The sequence below is a fragment of the Prevotella ihumii genome (genome assembly GCF_900155655.1).
Taxonomy (GTDB): domain Bacteria; phylum Bacteroidota; class Bacteroidia; order Bacteroidales; family Bacteroidaceae; genus Prevotella; species Prevotella ihumii.
Map to the genome: position 1 here is coordinate 2,139,236 of NZ_LT706987.1, position 18,971 is coordinate 2,158,206.

Sequence of the window (18,971 nt, forward strand, 5' to 3'; positions counted from 1 at the left end):
AATGCAAAGATAATAAGTTTTTCAATCCCCTCCAAATATTTTGTGTACTAATTTTTTATTTTTTAATTCTAAAACCTCATTTTAGCATAGCTTTATATGTTAATATGCGTTTTTCGCTTGGTTCTATATTAAATTTACCTTTCTTATCTTAAAATTAGTTGTTAGTGGTCTTCGATATTTGTGCACTCGTTTTGAACTATTTGACTTGTTTTTGAGCCAAATCGGTCGTTATACTTCTTCGAGATAAAGGTGGAGTGATAGCTTGCAATTGGATATAAAAACCGAAGTTTTTACAATTTCTATCGTTTTTGTTCGAAAAATACTACCTTGTAATTGGGCACAAAAACGTGTTTTTTTGTAACCTATTTTTGCTTAGTTTGAAGAGCTTTCCCTTATAATTGGACACAAAAAAAGAGAGGCTTCCAAAAAATGGAAACCTCTCAATGATAATTTATAAGTTGTTTTAAAAAGACTTATGCGTTTTCGCTCCAGTCTTCCTTGCTCTTACGAACATAGCTTTGATAACGAAGTTTAGCCATCTGTTCAGCTGCATCGAAGAGTTCTTGTGCCTCGTTAGGATAAGCCTTCTTTACAGAGAGATAACGTACTTCACCCATCAAGAAGTCTTGGAACTTGCTCCAGTCAGGCTCCTTAGAGTCGAGTGAGAATGGGTTTTTGCCTTCTTCAGCCAACTGTGGGTTGTAACGCCACAAGTGCCAGTAACCGCTTTCAACAGCGCGAGCCTCTTCTGCTTGACTCTTACCCATAGCACCCTTAGCCTTCAAGCCGTGGTTGATACAAGGTGAGTAAGCAATGATGAGTGATGGACCTGGGTATGCTTCAGCCTCACGGATAGCCTTGAGGGTCTGTGCTTGGTCTGCACCCATAGCGATTTGAGCAACGTAAACATAACCGTATGTAGTAGCCATCAAGCCAAGATCCTTTTTACGGATACGCTTACCAGAAGCTGCAAACTGTGCGATGGCACCGAGTGGGGTAGACTTAGAACTCTGACCACCTGTGTTAGAGTAAACCTCAGTATCGAGAACGAGTATATTTACGTCTTCGCCAGATGCGATAACGTGGTCGAGACCACCGTAACCAATGTCGTAAGAAGCACCGTCACCACCGATAATCCATTGTGAACGCTTCACGAGATAATGCTCTAAGGTCTTCAATTCCTTGCAGATAGGACAACCTTGTTCTGCGCCAACTGCTATCAATGGTTTCAATGCTGCGCTTGATGCCTTAGATGCTTCAGAGTCGTCTTTGCTCTCCATCCATTTTTGAGCTGCCTCCTTAAATTCTGCAGGTACGTGGTCTTCGGTCAATGAGTCGGTCAAGAGTTTAGTGATACGTTCGCGCATCTTCTTGTTACCGATAGCCATACCCATACCAAATTCGCAGAAGTCTTCGAACAATGAGTTATCGAATGCTGGGCCTTGACCCTCTTCGTTGGTTGTATATGGTGTAGAAGGAATTGATGCAGAGTAGATTGAAGAACAACCAGTTGCATTAGCAATCATTTCACGATCACCATACAATTGTGATACCAACTTAACGTATGGAGTTTCGCCACAACCTGCACAAGCACCAGAGAACTCGAACAAAGGTTGTGCAAACTGAGAGTTCTTTACGTTGCTCTTGATGTCTACCAAGTGTTGCTTGGTCTTTACATTCTTAATGAGGTAGTTCCAGTTGTCAATTTGCTTCTGTTCGCGTACAAATGGTACCATTGCCAATGCCTTGCCTTGCTTGTTGCCAGGACAAACATCAGCACAGTTGCCACAGCCTACACAGTCGAGAATGCTTACTTGGATACGGAAGTTCATTCCTGCCATAGGCTTTGGAACCTTCATTTCCAATGTCTTATCATCGAAGCCCTTGATTTCTTCATCGTCAAGAACGAATGGGCGGATACAAGCGTGAGGACAAACGTAAGCACACTTGTTACACTGGATACAGTTTTCAGAAGTCCATTCAGGGTGGAAAGCTTCTACACCACGCTTTTCGAAAGCCGATGCACCGTTCTTCATTGTACCGTCTACCATATCGTACTTGATGAAGTCTGATACCTTCAACAAGTCGCCTATCTGACCATTGATTGGACGTACAATTTCCTTGATGTATGCAGGTGCATCATCGTTAGGGTCTTCAGCATCGTCTGCAAGGTTTGCCCAAGCTGGGTCGATAGCCAAAGTCTTGTACTCGCCACCACGGTCTACAGCTGCGTAGTTTTTGTCTACAACATCCTGACCCTTATTGCCGTAAGATTTCACGATGAACTTCTTCATCTGTTCTACAGCCAAGTCTACTGGGATAACCTCAGTAATTCGGAAGAATGCACTCTGAAGAATGGTATTGGTACGGTTGCCGAGACCAATTTCCTGTGCTATCTTCGTAGCGTTGATATAGTAAAGGGTGATATTATTTTGAGCGAAGTAACGCTTAATCTTGTTTGGAAGGAAGTTAGCCAATTCTTCACCTTCGAAGATGGTATTCAAAAGGAATGTACCATTCTTCTGCAAACCACGGATTACGTCGTACATACGGAGGTAAGCCTGAACGTGGCAAGCTACAAAGTTAGGAGTATTAACCTGATAGGTAGAACGGATAACGCTATCACCAAAACGGAGGTGAGAGCAAGTGAAACCGCCCGATTTCTTAGAGTCGTAAGAGAAATAAGCTTGGCAGTGCTTATCGGTGTTGTCGCCAATAATCTTTACAGAGTTCTTGTTTGCACCTACTGTACCATCAGCACCCAAACCATAGAACTTAGCTTCAAACATACCTTCGCCCCCCATTGGAATTTCTTCAATCAAAGGAAGAGAAGTAAAGGTAACATCATCAACGATACCTACTGTGAAGTGGTTCTTAGGTTCTGCCAATTCCAAGTTGTTGAATACAGAGATGATATGTGCTGGAGTTGTGTCAGAAGAACCGAGACCATAACGACCCCCAACAATCATTGGCTTGTTTTCTACATCGTAGAATGCGCTCTTAACGTCAAGGTACAATGGTTCGCCTTCAGCACCTGGTTCCTTAGTTCTGTCGAGTACAGCGATGCGTTTTACAGTCTTAGGAACTGCTGCCAACAAGTGCTTTGCAGAGAATGGACGATAAAGGTGTACTGAAATCATACCAATCTTCTTGCCTTGCTTCATTTGGTAGTCGATAGCCTCACGAGCTGCCTCAGAAGCAGAACCCATAAGAATGATGATGTTTTCAGCATCTTCAGCGCCATAGTATGAGAAGAGGTGGTACTCACGACCTGTAATTTCTTTAATCTTTACCAAGTAATCTTCTACTACTTCAGGAATATTTTCGTAGTATTGGTTGCAAGCTTCACGGTGTGTGAAGAATGTTTCTGGATTTTCAGCAGTACCACGTGTTACAGGACGTTCTGGAGAGAGCGCACGGTCGCGGAAACGCTTAATATCTTCTGGGTCGAGGAGTTTAGCAATTTCTTCTTGTTCGATAAGCTCTACCTTTTGGTATTCGTGTGATGTACGGAAACCATCGAAGAAGTTAACGAATGGTATGCTGGTCTTCAATGTTGCGAGGTGAGGCACTGCTGTGAGGTCCATTACCTCCTGTACAGAGCCTGAGCAGAACATTGCGAAACCTGTCTGACGACAAGCCATTACGTCTGAGTGGTCGCCAAAAATACACAAAGAGTGTGTAGCAATTGTACGAGCTGAAACGTCAAATACACAAGGTAACATTTCACCAGCAATTTTGTACATATTAGGAATCATCAAGAGCAATCCCTGTGATGCTGTAAATGTTGTTGTAAGTGCACCTGCTTGCAATGAACCGTGCATTGCACCAGCTGCACCACCTTCAGACTGCATTTCCTGAACAGTAACAGTCTGTCCAAATAAGTTCTTTTTACCTTTTGCAGACCATGTATCTACATGTTCTGCCATCGGAGAAGATGGAGTAATAGGGTAGATAGCTGCTACCTCTGAAAACATGTAGCTCACGTGAGCTGCGGCCTCGTTTCCATCACAAGTGATGAACTTTTTTTCTTTAGCCATTTCCTTTAATTTATTAAATTATTCTTATAATGTTTTTGGTCTTTGTATGGGCCTATTTTAATCAATCTTTATAATAAAGCTTGTTTGTCTTTGTTTGTTGGTTTAGCATTTGTATTTGGCTAATACAGAAATCCTAACAACCATAGTGGAATTTTATTATCTCGTCCCACTTCTGTATTGTATCGTGCGTAAAATGTATCGCTGCTCAATCTCATTTTTGTATTTTCTGCATCACAAATTCTAAACTTCTTTACATTATCTATAATGTAACTTCCTTGTTTATTCCCCTCATTTACTAAGTGTTCTGGCCAAAGTGCATTGACAAAGAACGTCTCCATTAATTGTTGTTGTTCTACCTGAATAGGATAAATTGCGTAAATCAAGTTCGTGTTATTCATTATCACCTTGGCAGGTTTCTTTGGAAACTCCTGTCCTACGGGGTAGATAATGTTTATCAATCGTGAGTCGGCAAGATACTTAATATAGTTCATCACCGTTGCACGACTGGTATTTATCTCTTGTGCCAAGTTGCTAATGTTGGGCGATTTTGGTCCTTCTACTGCCAAATGGTAGAAGAGTTTCTTAATTTTTGTGAGGTATTTCAGTTCTATCTGTTTGATGAGAAGTATATCAACTTCAATCATCATATTCATTGTTTTCAATAGATTTTCCGAATAGTTTCGGTTCTCTAAGAAGAAAGGATAGAACCCGTGGTGAATATACTCTTGAAAGTATTTCAATGGGCTCACCTTTGCTAATATCTCTTTTGTTATCGATTCGTGATTGTAAAGAATGTTGTCCAACTTATAAGCAGGGAAGTTGTTGCCTGTTTTAAAGTTTAGAAACTCTCTGAACGAGAACCCTGTAAGGTTGTAACTCTTTACAATACCATTTAGTTCAACGTTTTCTTGCTTTAGTCGCATTACGCTTGAACCAGTAAATACAATCTTTAAGTCAGGATAACTGTCGTAACATTTTCTTAGTTCGCTGCTCCAATTCTGCTGCTTAAATACTTGATCGATGAGTAGTACACGACCTCCGCCACGATAAAATTCTCCTGCAAAGTCGGAAATGCCTTTCCCTTGGAAGAAGAAGTTGTTCATATTAATGTACAAACACTGGCGGTCTAAAGCGCCAAAGCGTTCTTTAGCGTACTGCAGAAGGAAAGTAGTTTTTCCTACTCCGCGTGCTCCTTTTATACCAATCAAGCGGTCATTCCAGTCTATCTCATCCATTAGGAGTCGGCGAACTGGAGCGTAATTATGCTCTACAAGATAAGCGTGAGTACGAAAAAATGCGTCCATTTATATTTGCAAAATTATTTCATTTAAGCGTTATAACAAGTCTGTTGGCTTGCGAATTTTCATCTCTTGCTGCATTGTCGTCTTTCTAAAAAGATGTTGCTAACGTGTGCAATGTGCAGCTAAATATTGTCCTTCTTCGTAATTGAGGGAAAAAGAAATCTTTTAAATATTAGCTGCAAAGATAATACTTTATTCTTTAATTTGCAAACTATAGATTACAAAATGCGTCTTTTTTTGATTTTATTTTGTGTTAACTATACTTTAACGTACCTTTGTAGTCGAAAATTTAAAATTATTGACATGAAACTTCATATCTTCAACCCTGAACACGATTTGGCATTGGCTCAAAACGATAAGTTTTTTACAGCTCCTCACGCTGCTCGTGTATTGCGTAACGACTTGTCTTTTCTTCCTTTCTTTTGGGCTGAAGATGGTGATTTGGTGTTTGTTGACGATTTGTCTTCAGCTCAAACCAAGGCTTCTAAGTTTCAGCGATTGAGCCATGCTGTACAATTTGTTGATAAAACCACTCTTGCAGCCCATCTTTCAGCAATAACTGCTGTAGAACCTTGGGGGTGGGACACTACTATCTGTCAGCAAATGAGAACTTTAGGGTTGCCTTCCGCCTTGCTTCCTACCGATACACAGCTTAGTGATATACGCCAGATGAGCCATCGCAAGTTTGCTGTAGATATGCTTTCTGATCTTCGTACGCATTTCAGTTCTAATAATATAATAGGTAAATCACGTTTTGTTACCAATATGGACGAATTGCGTGCTGTTGTTTCCGAGCACCCTATGTCGGTAATAAAAGCTCCTTGGAGCAGTAGTGGGCGCGGCATACGGTATGTGGAGCGAAATATGGACGTGGTTCATGCCAATTGGGCGAATAACGTTATCCATCGTCAAGGTGGAATTGTGGTAGAGCCTTATTATAATAAGGTGAGAGATTTTGCTTTAGAGTTTTCTATTGTTCATGGTAAAGTTTCCTATTTAGGTTTATCGCTTTTTCAAACCGTAAACGGGTCGTACACGGGCAACCTTATTGCATCAGAAAGTGTTAAACGTGAAATCTTAGGCGAATATATCGACTTGTCCTTGTTCGATGCCGTAGTAGCCTATCTTCTTTCTGCCTTATCTTCTCGCATAGGTGAGGGGTATGAGGGTGTTTTTGGCATTGATATGATGGTTGTTGCCAATCCTATGTCGGCTCATCTTTCTACCAAGTCGTTCCTTCTTCACCCCTTTGTCGAGTTAAATCTTCGCCGCACAATGGGCCACGTAGCCTTATCTGCGGTTCGTCTTCCCTTGTCGGGTACTAAAATAATGCATATAGATTTTGATGGTTTGCATCACCATCTGCAATTTAAGCGTTATTTGTGCGAAGCCGATTTAGCGAGTGTACAGCCACGCCACAGCTAACATTACTGCTATGGCTGAAGCTATAACAAGGAAGAGTGTAACTTTGCCTATCATTCTTCGTTTCTGTTGTACAGATACGTGTCGTTCTTGACTAAATCCGCTGTACTGACTTTGTTGAATGCTGTTCATTTTAAAGTTCTTAATTACTATTATCCTGTTAAATCTTTTTTTGTTATGTATAGCTACAAATATGGAAATTTTATTTAACCCAAATCGGCCAGTCGGACCAGTCAGACCAGTCAGACCAGTCGGACTTGTCTGACACGTCTGACTCGTCTGACAAGTCCGACTGGTCCGACTGGTCCGACTGGCCGATTTGGGTTAAATGAGCTTTCCATATTTGTATTATTTTGCTGCTTAAAATCTGAAGCTAAGCTGCATATCCACCATCGAATAGTTTGGTTCTGCCAAGGCACGATCGTGCACATAGGCATATTCTGTGGTAAGCTGAATATTCTTGTTCAATTTGTAGTTTAATCCTACTTCGTACAATGATTTCTGCTTATCAGCTCCGCCTGTAGGTTGATACATATCATAGCGTGCCTTTGCATATAGCTTTTCTTTCATCAAAGGAGCTATGACCAATGCATATACACCTTGTGCTTCTGTGCCATTGTTGCTTAGCGTACAATCCTTGGCTGCTGCATCGTTAGTATTGTTCATACGTTTTGCGAAGGCAGCACCTGTAGAGTGGATATACTCTGAACGGAACGTCCAATCGTTCTTTACGTATTCTGCTGAGAAAGCATAGCGGCGTTGTTGCAATTTTCTAACCCCTTGTTGTGCCACACCGTTCTCATCGTTCCACGTTCCCTTCCGCGCATACGAACCTGTCCAACCAAACCAACCCAAGCGCATACCCTTGATAGGCATTACCCAAATACCACCGATGATGTTTTTTTGTTGGTCAACGTCCTTCAAGTTGATACCTTGTCCATTGAATACGCCCACTTGATAGTGAATAAGGTTGCGACCCTTGCTATTCTTCACAAAGTCGCCTTGAACCTGAACACCTATATCTCTACCGTTAGAACTGTGCATACCTGTGCGGTCTGAAAATCCTGCTAAGCTTATGATGCTTTGTGCTAGAGTCATAAACCCTTGGTCTATAGGGTTCATTGGGTTTTCAAATGTAAATGGGTTTTTGAATTGTCCCACTTTTAACTTAACGAATGAGTACTTTTGCCACTCTGTATAGAGGTCTACTACACGTGGTGATGTTCCTAATGTTGAAGTATTTCCGTTGAATTGGATTTGAGCTTTCCACGCCCAATCGTCAAAGATACGCCCATCAAGCGATATACGTCCTAAACGCAAATTGAACGAGTTTGCTTTAGCATTCTTTTGGCTCGTAAATTGATATTGCGCTATGCCATATCCTGAAAGCTTAATGTTGTTAATCCATTTTGGGGTATCTGCTTGTGTGTTAAGCCATCCCAACGCCATAGCGGTCATAACGAAAAACTTCTTCATAATTGTCAATGTATTGTATTTTATGTTTGCAAAGGTAATTAAAAATATCTTTAATGACTTATATTTCTTGTTCTTTTGTAGTTTTATACGACAAATAGATAAATTAACAAGCTATTTTTGTAGAATTTATCTATGACATAGCAGAAACAAGTGCACTCCGACAAGAAGTGTGCTTGTTTTCTTAACTAAATATAATGTGATGAATTGTTGTGGCTTTTGCCTTGTTTAAAAAGGACCAAAGGTTAGACTACATATATTTTTAAAGGTTGAGATAGTGAAGAATCGTGCGCCTTTTTCGTCGTAGCCTACAATGAAGCGTCCGTCTTCTTCGTCTTCAGATGGGGTGGTAGGATAACTTTGTGCATACTTTTCGCCCAATTTATCCATACATTTCACTGCTTCTGTTGGGTTTTTGCAGTTGTTCTTCAGTCTTAACTGGTTCAAGCGACCCTTGCTGTCGAAAAAGAATTTAGCCTCGTTAAAGGTTTCACCATCAAACTGTACATTATTAAATATTGCGTTGTCGGCTTGTGTTGTTACAGGTTCTCCAAAGCGTGTTTTAAGTGTAGTCATAGCTTGTTCGTACTCTGTCATAAATTCTACTCCATCTATAAATTTCTGTGCAGACATATTCATACAAATAGCGAACATTGCTGCAATAAGTATTAATTTTTTCTTCATTGATAGTTATATTGCATAATTTATCGTGATGACTGTGCAAATGTACGATAAAATAATTTAAAAAGCAAGATTTTATGTTCAAAAAGTATGTTTTATATGTGTTTAACTACAATTGAGAGTTAGATGATGACCATAAGATAAATACTTCGTTTTTACAAAAGTACCCCAACTTCGTTTTTTAATATTTTATGTTAAGCGTTTTAATTTTATCGACCTTATCAATACGTTTTAGTTTCTTATAGATAATATAACTATACTTAACAAGATAAGGTGCGAGATGGCTATCCTCTGTTTGTTTCATTTTAACATTTCAAACCGTGAAATAGAATTATTCTGTATTTCGTATTTATAGTTTTAAAACACGTATTGTTGATTTGTGCGTTCCCAAAGTTTAAGTTTGGGAGCCTCAAACATATATGTATTGCATTGTCATAGTTCAACTTTGGTAGGCCCATAGTTCAACTTTAGGTTGCTAAAATACCCCGAAACACCGCATTTTTTGTTGGTTTTGTCGTTTTTATAGTTTTATGTTTCCAAAGTTTCGGGTGCATTGTTTTGCACATATTACTTATTATGTGTGTTAATGTTCTGTTTATTAAGTGTTTACGATTGCACACAAATTTAGCCCACTCTTGTGTGCAATATGTCTTTATGTTCTAAATCTGTGAAATATGGCATGATGAATTAACATTTCCGTTCTATAAATCAGAAAATATGAAGAGAATAACCGACAATAAATATAAGGTTGGTGGGGCACAATTGTGCTAAATGATGTTTTGCGCGTAAAGATGCGCCAAAAAGTTTTAGTAAAAACGTTGTTTTAGAAGTGCAAAATTAGCGTTGGTGATGCAACTGTAAAGGTTGTTTTGCGATTTCTTTACAGCGTTATTTGACAAATATAGGTGATTTTTGTATAAAAAACGATTAAAAGATAGATATTTATAAAAAATGTGCACTTAAAACTTGAAATTGTAAAAGAAAAAACTTATATTTGCAAAAATAAAACTTGACACCGTAGTCGTTTGAAATCTTACAATTATTATGGCAAAGTATAACATCACAGAAAAGAAAGTGCACGAGCCTGCTTATAGAAACCTTGTAAGCGAGACGATGATGAAAGAATTGGAAGAAAAGATTATTAACATTATTAAGGTTCAAAAGAGGTACAAGGATAAGCACTACTCGGCAAAACTATTGGCTGAAGACATAGGCACGAATACTCGCTATTTGTCTGCAGTAATTAATGTTAGATTTAACGCTAACTATACCTCGTTTGTAAATAAGTTTAGAATTGAGAATGCAAAACAGCTCTTGGCTGACAAGCGTTATCAAGACTTGACGATGGAGGACATCAGCGATATGGTGGGCTTCTCCAATAGACAGTCGTTTTACGCTTCGTTCTATAAGTTCGAAGGTACGACCCCGCGCGATTACAAGATAAAAGTAATGGCGGGAATAATTAAGGATTAAGGAGCTATGGGCTTCTTATAAAATGGAAATATATGAGTAACAACTCTTTTGAATATTCATCTGAACGATTTGACGACATACAGTTGTTGCGCTATCGTTTAGATGGATTCGAAAGCTTGTCTTTAAAGCAAAAACTATATATATATTGTTTGGCGGAGGCTACCCTTTGGGGCAGAGACATTACCTTCGACCAGTTTGGTAAGTACAATCTTCGCATCAGACGGGCTTTAGAAGCTATCGTTGAGGCGAAAATAGAGCAGGGGAGCGACGACTTCTCTGCCCTTGTACTATATCTTAATAAGGTGTGGTTTGCTAATGGTATTCATCATCATTATGCAATGGACAAGTTTGTACCTACCTTTTCGCAAGCCTTTTTCGAGCGTGCATTGCGTACCGTAGGAACTGAAAAATTGTGTCTTAGCGAGGGCGAAACCCTTGACGAGCACATAAAGATATTGAGTAAAACCATTTTCGACCCCTCTTTCTTGGCAAAACGTGTGAACAAGGCGGAGGGGGTAGACATTATTTGCGAGTCGGCTAACAACTATTACGAAGATGTAAGTCAGGCTGAAGTGGAACAATATTATAAGGAGAAAAAAGAAACGGCAGCGGATAAAAGATTGTCGTTTGGACTTAATTCCACTTTGGTGAAGCGTGATGGCGAACTGAAAGAAGAGGTGTGGCACGTGGGCGGTCGGTATGGACGCACTATCGAACACATTGTATATTGGTTAGAGAAAGCCATCTCGTATGCGGAAAATGAGGCGCAAAAAGAGATTATACGCTTGCTCATAACTTATTATACCACAGGCTCGTTGGCAGATTTTGACAAGTATTCTATCGCTTGGGTGAAAGAACACGCAGGACAGGTAGACTTTATCAATGGTTTTATTGAGGTTTATGGCGATGCACTCGGGCTGAAAGGTTCGTGGGAAGGCATTGTGCACTATAAAAATCTTGAAGCAACACAGCGCACACAGATCATTTCGAAGAACGCACAATGGTTTGAAGACCATTCGCCCGTTGCGCCACAGTTTAAGAAAGCGGTGGTGAAAGGCGTTACAGCCAATGTGGTGTGTGCGGCAATGTTGGGAGGCGACGAGTATCCGTCTACGGCTATCGGTATCAATCTGCCCAATGCCGACTGGATAAGGGCTGAACATGGCTCTAAGAGTGTTACCATTTCCAATCTTACCCACGCTTACGCAATGGCGGCAAAGGGTAACGGATTTTTGAAAGAGTTTGTTATCGATGCGGAAACGCTCGCCCAGATAGAGGCGTATGGTGATAAGACAGACGACCTGCATACCGACTTGCACGAGTGTTTGGGGCACGGCAGTGGCAAACTGTTGGAAGGTACAGACCCCGATGCGCTGAAAAACTATGGCAATACCATAGAGGAAGCCCGTGCCGACTTGTTCGGATTGTATTATATGGCTGATGCCAAGTTGCAAGAATTGGGCCTGTTGCAGTCGGCAGAGGCTTACAAGGCGCAGTATTACACCTATATAATGAATGGTCTGATGACCCAATTGGTGCGTATTCGTTTAGAAAAGCAGATAGAAGAGTCGCACATGCAAAATCGTGCGCTCATAGCTCGTTGGGCTTACGACAGGGGAAAGGCAGCAAGTGTTATCGCCTTGGTGAAACAAAAGGGTGATGACGGAACGGAGAAAACCTTTGTCAAGATAAACGATTACGAGGCACTTCGCCAAATATTTGCTTACCAATTGGCTGAAATACAGCGCATAAAGAGTGAAGGCGACTTTGCATCGGCTCGCAATCTTGTGGAGCAATACGGTATCAAGGTAGACGGCACATTACACAAGGAAGTACTCTCACGCTACGAAACGTTAAACATTGCGCCTTATAAGGGCTTTATTAACCCACGTTTTACGTTGGTGAGAGATGCAAACAACGAAATAACAGATGTGGAAGTGGATTACACAGAGGCGTATGCTGCACAAATGAAACGATATTCAACAGAATATAGCACACAGGAATGAAAGAAGAAACAAAGGAAAAAATAAAGGAAATAAAGCGGTCGTTCCACTTGTTTATGAACGGACAAGCATCACACTCAATGCGTGAGAAGGGTGTAAACTATAAAATAAATTGGGGTATTGACCTGCTTACCTTGCGCAAAAAGGCAAAAGAGATAGGCAAAGACTACGATTTGGCAATAGAATTGTGGAAAGAAGAGAGTCGTGAATGTAAGATTTTGGCTACCTATATTATGCCTGCCGAGGAGATGTTGCCCGAGGTTGCCGATATATGGTTGGAGCAAGTGCGTACACAAGAGATAGCCGAGATGTTGGCTTTCAACTTGTTGCGCTATGTTAGCTTTGCGCCTGAGTTGGCTTTTCGCTGTCTGTCACGTTCAGAAAGTCTTTACCAAGTGTGTGGCTATCAGACGCTTGCAGGTATGTTTTCGGACGGAAAAGTACCCGATGAGCGAGGCATTAACGAGTTTTTAGACCAAGCACAAGTAGCATTGAGTGGCAACGATTTGGCTGTAAAACAAGCCGCCTATCGCTCTGTACTCCGCTTCTGTGATATGGGCGAGATGTATGAGCGCATTGCCCAAAAGGCATTGGCAGGATTAGATTTATTATAAGGTAGGGCTCTTTGGTCAGACTTGTCGGACTCGTCAGACCTGTCCGACCTGTCCGACAGGTCTGACTTGTCCGACAGGTCCGACGGGTCCGACAAGTCTGACAAGTCCGCCCCCTCTGCCAAAACTACACCTTACTAACGTACAGCAAATATGTGCTCCCCTCTCAATGGAGGAGTTAGGGGAGATTTTTTTAACTTTTTTTTGTGCCTCTTATTTAGACTTTGTCCATAAAAACCTTTAACTTTGTAGGAAAATTTAATCAGTATAAAACGTGACTAAAGACATAGTCAAAGACAAAGTTAGGGGAATACTTAATAATTATCTTCAGATGAACAACCATCGGAAGACAAGTGAACGCTTTGCCATACTTGACGCCGTGTACGATATGAAGGGACACTTCTCTCTTGATGAGTTGGGCGAGACAATGGAAAGTCAGAACTTTAGAGTTTCCCGTGCAACATTATATAACACGATGCGACTCTTCATTGAGTTGCGTCTTGTAGTGCGTCATCGCTTCATTGGGCAAACCAAATACGAGGCTTGTTATAACAACGAAGACCATATACACCAGATATGTACGGTCTGCGGAGCTGTTACAGAAATAGAATCTGAGGCTATTACAAACCTGATAGCCGACACAAAATTGCAAAGGTTCAGAAAAGACGGCTTCTCGCTTTATATCTATGGTGTGTGCTCTCGATGTCAAACAAAGATTTCACGTGAGCGAAACAAGTTGAAAACCAAGAAACAAGATAATAGATAAATGGAAACAGGTAAAGTAGATGTGCTTTTAGGACTCCAATGGGGAGACGAAGGTAAAGGAAAAATCGTTGATGTGCTTACACCACGTTATGATGTAGTGGCACGCTTTCAAGGAGGACCAAATGCAGGACACACGCTCGAGTTTGAAGGACAAAAGTATGTGCTGCGTTCTATTCCTTCTGGCATCTTCCAAGGTGGAAAAGTAAATATCATTGGCAATGGAGTGGTGTTGGCTCCAGACCTCTTTATGAGCGAGGCAAAGGACTTGGCAGCATCAGGACACCCATTGGCTGAACGACTTTACATCTCTAAGAAAGCTCATCTCATTATGCCTACACACCGTATTCTTGATAAAGCAAACGAAGCGGCTAAAGGTAAAGAGATGGTGGGTACAACGGGTAAAGGTATTGGACCAACTTACACCGATAAAACAAGTCGCCACGGATTGCGTGTGGGCGACATCTTGGAAAACTTTGATGAAAAGTACGCAAAGCATAAAGCACGCCATCTCAATATGTTGAAGGCACTTGGCTGGACAGACTTTGAAGGTTTCGAGGAGACAGAGAAAGTTTGGATGGAAGGTGTTGAATATATGAAACAGTTCCGCTTCGTAGATTCTGAACACGAAATCAACAATACGCTCCGCAAGGATAAAAGTATTCTCTGCGAAGGAGCACAGGGCACAATGTTGGATGTCGACTTTGGTTCTTATCCTTTCGTTACTTCTTCTAATACCATTTCGGCAGGTGCTTGCACAGGTTTAGGTATTGGACCTAATAAGATTGGCAACGTGTTCGGAATAATGAAGGCTTACTGCACAAGAGTGGGCTCTGGTCCTTTCCCAACCGAACTTTTCGACGAGACAGGTACTCTTTTGCGCGACTTGGGTCACGAGTATGGAGCTGTAACGGGACGTGAACGCCGCTGTGGGTGGATAGATTTGGTGCAATTGCGCTACTCTATAATGGTAAACGGTGTAACCGAGCTGATTATGATGAAGAGCGATGTACTCGATACTTTCAAGACCATCAAGGCGTGTGTGGCTTACGAGTTGCCTAATGGAGAAACCACAACCGAACTACCATACGACATAACAGATGTAAAACCTGTTTACAAAGAATTGAAGGGATGGCAAACAGATATGACACAATTCACTTCAGAGGCTCAATTCCCTGCTGAATTTAAAGAATATGTGAAGTTCTTGGAAGACTTCCTTGAAACTCGCATCAGTGTAATATCAATCGGACCAGACCGCGCACAAACCATTATAAGATAAAAGTTTATGGCAAACAATACATCCATTCCAAAGGGGACACGTGATTTCGGCCCTGATGAAATGGCAAAACGCAACTATATATTCGACACCATCAAAAAGGTGTATGCGCTCTATGGTTTTCAGCAGATAGAGACACCTGCGATGGAAACGCTCCAAACACTTCTTGGTAAGTATGGAGACGAGGGCGATAAACTGCTCTTTAAGATTTTGAACTCGGGAGACTTCCTCAAGAGTGCTTCTGACGAGGAGTTAATGGCTCGCAACACCTTGAAATTGCAAACCAAACTATCGGAGAAAGGACTGAGATACGACCTCACTGTGCCTTTTGCACGCTATGTCGTGATGCACCGAGATGAACTCCAAATGCCTTTCAAGCGATACCAGATACAGCCAGTATGGCGTGCCGACCGCCCACAGAAGGGTCGTTATCGTGAGTTTTATCAATGTGATGCCGATATTGTTGGGTCTGACTCGTTGATGAACGAGGTTGAGCTGATGCAAATTGTTGATACCGTGTTTACCAAGTTTGGTATTCGTGTACAGATAAAAATCAACAATCGAAAAATATTGACAGGTATTGCAGAAATCATTGGTGAAAAGGACAAGATTGTTCAGATAACCACTGCAATAGATAAGTTGGATAAGATAGGCATTGAAAACGTAAATCAAGAACTTGAAAAAGAGGGTATTCCAACCGAAGCGATTGCACGATTGCAGCCTATCATTCAACTTAGCGGTACGAACGATGAAAAGTTGGCAACCATAGCTAATGTTTTGGCTGACAGCAAAATAGGTTTGAAGGGTGTTGAAGAGACCAAATACATTTTGGAGATGCTCAAAAAGACCGCTTTGCACAATGAAATAGAGCTCGACCTTACCCTTGCACGTGGCTTGAATTACTATACGGGTGCTATCTTTGAGGTGAAAGCGTTGGACACACAGATAGGTTCGATCACTGGCGGTGGACGTTATGACAATCTTACGGGTATCTTTGGCTTGTCTGGACTATCGGGTGTGGGCATCAGCTTTGGTGCTGACCGCATCTACGATGTACTGAATACCTTGGATTTGTACCCTAAAGAAAGCGTTACAGGCACACAAGTGCTCTTCATAAACTTTGGTGAGAAGGAAACAGGCTATATCCTTCCTATCGCTATGCAAGCACGCCAAGCAGGCATACGTACCGAGATTTTCCCTGATGCGGTAAAGATGAAGAAGCAAATGGCATACGCTAATGCTAAGCACATTCCATTTGTTGTACTTGCTGGCGATAACGAAATTGCACAAAACAAGGTTACTTTGAAGATAATGGAGACAGGTGAACAGCTCGTTTTGTCTGCTGAAGAACTTTTAGAACGTATAAAATAAACTCGGAAAAGTCAAGTTAAGGCAGTTTGGCGATTATTCCACTAAGTTTTGCAGATGTACCAACGGCAGTTTTGCACTTCCTCAAATGAGTTTGGGAAATAAGCTACGATAGTTTAGAATTTGTTTAGATGAATTTGAAGAATACACCCAAAAGGCTTAGCAATTAACCAATTAATGCTTAGCAATTAACCAATTAACGCTTAGAAATAAACCGTAAGCATCCAATATTAGCCGCCTTTGTGTAACATTTTTGCTTTACTACCTTTGCCCGAAAAACTTATGTTTGTACTCAACGAAACAAATGTTTTTCGGGTTTGTTGCACTCCTGTGGATATGCGTCAGGGTATTCTTCGCCTGTCCCAATTGGTACGCAGCAATGACTTCAATCCTTCTGATGGTGTTGTCTACGTTTTCTACAATCGAGCCCGTAACCGAATTAAATTGCTGCACTGGGAACGCTGTGGTTTTGTCGTCTATCATAAACAGATGGCACAGGGTTGCCTGAGTCCTAAAATCATACGGGCGAGAACTGGATTTTATGAACTTCGCTGGGACGAATTGGTACTCTATATAGAGGGTATAAATCCTAATTGCTACCGAAGAAAAAGATACAATAAATCTTAGTATTTTCTTGTCAGTGTCAGATATTTTTCGTAACTTTACATCGTATAAAGAACTGATAATGTGATGGATATGCCTTATAGTACAATGACATCTGACTACCATTCTCTCACTCGGGAAGCTGTTGTTAAACTTCTTGAGCAAAGGGATGCTGAGCTTAAGATTAAGGATACTCAACTCAAGAACAAGGAGGCTGAGCTTAAGAACAAGGATACTCAACTCAAGAACAAGGATGCTGAGCTTAAGATTAAGGATGCTGAGCTGGAACGAAAGTCCCGTCGTATTCTTGAACTTGAGCGTATGGTATTTGGCAGGCGCAGCGAGAAACGCCTGCCTGAGAGTGCAAGCGGCTGGGCGGGTACGCTTTTTGACGAGCAGTGGGCCAAAGAGGGTTCCTTGGCTCGGGTAGAAGCCCTTCCCATCATCAAGGAGATAAAACAGCAGGCCGGACAACGCAGGTCATCACGCCGTGTGAGCCGTCCTTCCAGAAAGGGTAGGGCCTACGCCTCCTATGTTCCCGAGAATATAGAGCGACAGGTGACGGAGATATATCCAGAGGGTTATGACGCTGAGCGCATGGTCATCATCGGACATGACAGAAGTGAGCATCTGTGTCTGCGTCCCTCATCCTTTTATGTCAGGGTAGAAGATCGTGTCATCTGCCGCCTGAAGGAAGCCCGTCCAACGGATGCGAANAAACCAATTAACGCTTAGAAATAAACAAAAAGCAGCTTAAACGATAATGTTTGAGCTGCTTTTTATATATCTATACAAAAATAGGGTTGAGCTTGTAAAGTGCTCAACCCTATAATGTTTATCTTATTTTAATCCATCAAAAACACATTTGAAAGCGTGCTTTTACCTACTAAAACTTATGTTTTATAGGTCTATTTATCCATCTAAAAAGTTTCTACCTTTGCTTATGAAGCCTAAAACTTCTTTTTGAAGGTGATAAAACTATTGTTGAAAGTGAGATAAAACTTTTAGATAAGATATTGACTTGATATACTCTTGTTGTCCACAACACGCTTAATGGTTTCAGCAAACATATCTGCAACAGATATTTGTTTTATCTTTGAGCAGCGAGCAGTGTAAGGAATAGAGTCTGTGAAAACAATCTCTTCCAAAGAAGAAGCCTCGACACGTTCGGTTGCAGGGCCACTCATCACGCAGTGAGAAGCACACGCCCGCACACTCTTAGCACCAGCCGCCTTCATAATGTCTGCAGCCTTTGCAATTGTACCAGCTGTGTCTACCATATCATCAATGAGGACAACGTTCTTGCCCTTCACATCACCGATAATCTGCATTGAAGCCACTTCGTTTGCACGAGCACGTGTCTTGTTGCAAAGTACGAGTGGACAGCCGAGATACTTAGCGTATGTATTAGCACGCTTTGAACCACCAACGTCAGGACTTGCGATTGCAATATCCTCTAATTTAAGACTTTGCAAGTAAGGGAGCAACACTCCACTTGCGTAGAGGTGGTCAACAGGAACATCAAAGAAGCCCTGAATTTGGTCAGCATGTAAGTCCATTGTGATAAGGCGGTCGATACCAGCTACGCTTAACAAGTCTGCTATCAGCTTTGCACCAATGCTTACACGTGGTTTATCTTTTCTGTCTTGACGTGCCCAACCGAAGTAAGGAATAACAGCGTTGATAGTACGAGCCGATGCACGTTTAGCTGCATCAATCATCAACAACAACTCCATCAAGTTGTCAGAGTTAGGGAATGTACTTTGTACCAAGTAGATGTCCTTACCACGAATGCTTTGTTCGTACGAAACAACAAATTCTCCATCCGAGAATCTTGTCATCACAAGATTACCCAATGGGCATCCTAAACTTGCACAAATCTTTTCAGCAAGGTATCTCGTTTTTGTTCCAGAGAATACCAAAAAAGAGTTTTGTTCACTCATTTGTTTTATTGTTAT

General features: G+C 41.3%; 14 protein-coding genes. 8 read left to right on the forward strand and 6 right to left on the reverse strand.

What is annotated here, in order from left to right; all coding sequences use genetic code 11:
- Positions 1 to 473: 473 nt before the first annotated feature.
- Both nifJ and CZ367_RS09575 read right to left on the reverse strand, forming a co-directional pair.
- Positions 474 to 4,040 carry a pyruvate:ferredoxin (flavodoxin) oxidoreductase gene (nifJ, locus tag CZ367_RS09570; protein ID WP_077196680.1) on the reverse strand — a complete coding sequence of 1,189 codons (3,567 nt, stop codon included), beginning with the start codon at positions 4,038 to 4,040 and terminating at the stop codon, positions 474 to 476.
- 119 nt (positions 4,041 to 4,159) lie between these two features.
- Entirely contained in the window at positions 4,160 to 5,344 is a 1,185-nt protein-coding gene (locus CZ367_RS09575; protein ID WP_077196681.1) for an ATP-binding protein, read from the reverse strand.
- Positions 5,345 to 5,644: 300 nt separating this feature from the next.
- On the opposite strand from CZ367_RS09575, the gene CZ367_RS09580 reads away from it, so the two are divergent.
- Positions 5,645 to 6,766: an ATP-grasp domain-containing protein gene (locus CZ367_RS09580; RefSeq protein ID WP_077196682.1), complete on the forward strand. Its 1,122-nt coding sequence runs from the start codon at positions 5,645 to 5,647 to the stop codon at positions 6,764 to 6,766.
- Here CZ367_RS09580 and CZ367_RS15540 read toward each other — a convergent pair.
- The 3 genes from CZ367_RS15540 to CZ367_RS09590 form a co-directional block, all read right to left on the reverse strand.
- A complete protein-coding gene (locus CZ367_RS15540; RefSeq protein ID WP_154669326.1) occupies positions 6,737 to 6,895 on the reverse strand; it encodes a hypothetical protein in 159 nt (52 codons plus the stop codon). The genes CZ367_RS09580 and CZ367_RS15540 overlap by 30 nt on opposite strands.
- Positions 6,896 to 7,123: 228 nt before the next feature.
- Positions 7,124 to 8,239: a porin gene (locus tag CZ367_RS09585; RefSeq protein ID WP_077196683.1), complete on the reverse strand. Its 1,116-nt coding sequence runs from the start codon at positions 8,237 to 8,239 to the stop codon at positions 7,124 to 7,126.
- A gap of 225 nt (positions 8,240 to 8,464) precedes the next feature.
- Positions 8,465 to 8,920, reverse strand: coding sequence for a hypothetical protein (locus CZ367_RS09590; protein ID WP_077196684.1), 456 nt, complete (start codon positions 8,918 to 8,920; stop codon positions 8,465 to 8,467).
- A 1,041-nt stretch (positions 8,921 to 9,961) separates the two neighbouring features.
- On the opposite strand from CZ367_RS09590, the gene CZ367_RS09595 reads away from it, so the two are divergent.
- The 7 genes from CZ367_RS09595 to tnpB all read left to right on the forward strand — a co-directional run bounded on the left by CZ367_RS09595 (position 9,962) and on the right by tnpB (position 17,037).
- Positions 9,962 to 10,390, forward strand: coding sequence for a helix-turn-helix domain-containing protein (locus tag CZ367_RS09595; RefSeq protein WP_077196685.1), 429 nt, complete (start codon positions 9,962 to 9,964; stop codon positions 10,388 to 10,390).
- 32 nt (positions 10,391 to 10,422) lie between these two features.
- Positions 10,423 to 12,396, forward strand: coding sequence for a dipeptidyl-peptidase 3 family protein (locus CZ367_RS09600; RefSeq protein ID WP_077196686.1), 1,974 nt, complete (start codon positions 10,423 to 10,425; stop codon positions 12,394 to 12,396).
- Positions 12,393 to 13,007 (forward strand): DNA alkylation repair protein, encoded by a 615-nt coding sequence (locus tag CZ367_RS09605; protein WP_077196687.1) that lies wholly within the window; start codon positions 12,393 to 12,395, stop codon positions 13,005 to 13,007. The genes CZ367_RS09600 and CZ367_RS09605 overlap by 4 nt, the downstream gene beginning before the upstream one ends.
- A 271-nt stretch (positions 13,008 to 13,278) precedes the next feature.
- Positions 13,279 to 13,770, forward strand: a complete 492-nt coding sequence (locus CZ367_RS09610; RefSeq protein ID WP_077196688.1) for a Fur family transcriptional regulator — start codon at positions 13,279 to 13,281, stop codon at positions 13,768 to 13,770.
- Positions 13,771 to 15,045 (forward strand): adenylosuccinate synthase, encoded by a 1,275-nt coding sequence (locus CZ367_RS09615; protein WP_077196689.1) that lies wholly within the window; start codon positions 13,771 to 13,773, stop codon positions 15,043 to 15,045.
- Between the two features lie 6 nt (positions 15,046 to 15,051).
- The gene (gene hisS, locus CZ367_RS09620; RefSeq protein ID WP_077196690.1) at positions 15,052 to 16,413 is read left to right on the forward strand and encodes a histidine--tRNA ligase; all 1,362 of its coding nucleotides are present in this window, start codon (positions 15,052 to 15,054) and stop codon (positions 16,411 to 16,413) included.
- A 279-nt stretch (positions 16,414 to 16,692) separates the two neighbouring features.
- Positions 16,693 to 17,037, forward strand: a complete 345-nt coding sequence (gene tnpB, locus CZ367_RS09625; protein WP_077195909.1) for an IS66 family insertion sequence element accessory protein TnpB — start codon at positions 16,693 to 16,695, stop codon at positions 17,035 to 17,037.
- A gap of 980 nt (positions 17,038 to 18,017) precedes the next feature.
- Here tnpB and CZ367_RS09635 read toward each other — a convergent pair.
- Positions 18,018 to 18,956 carry a ribose-phosphate pyrophosphokinase gene (locus CZ367_RS09635; RefSeq protein WP_077196691.1) on the reverse strand — a complete coding sequence of 313 codons (939 nt, stop codon included), beginning with the start codon at positions 18,954 to 18,956 and terminating at the stop codon, positions 18,018 to 18,020.
- Between the last annotated feature and the right edge of the window lie 15 nt (positions 18,957 to 18,971).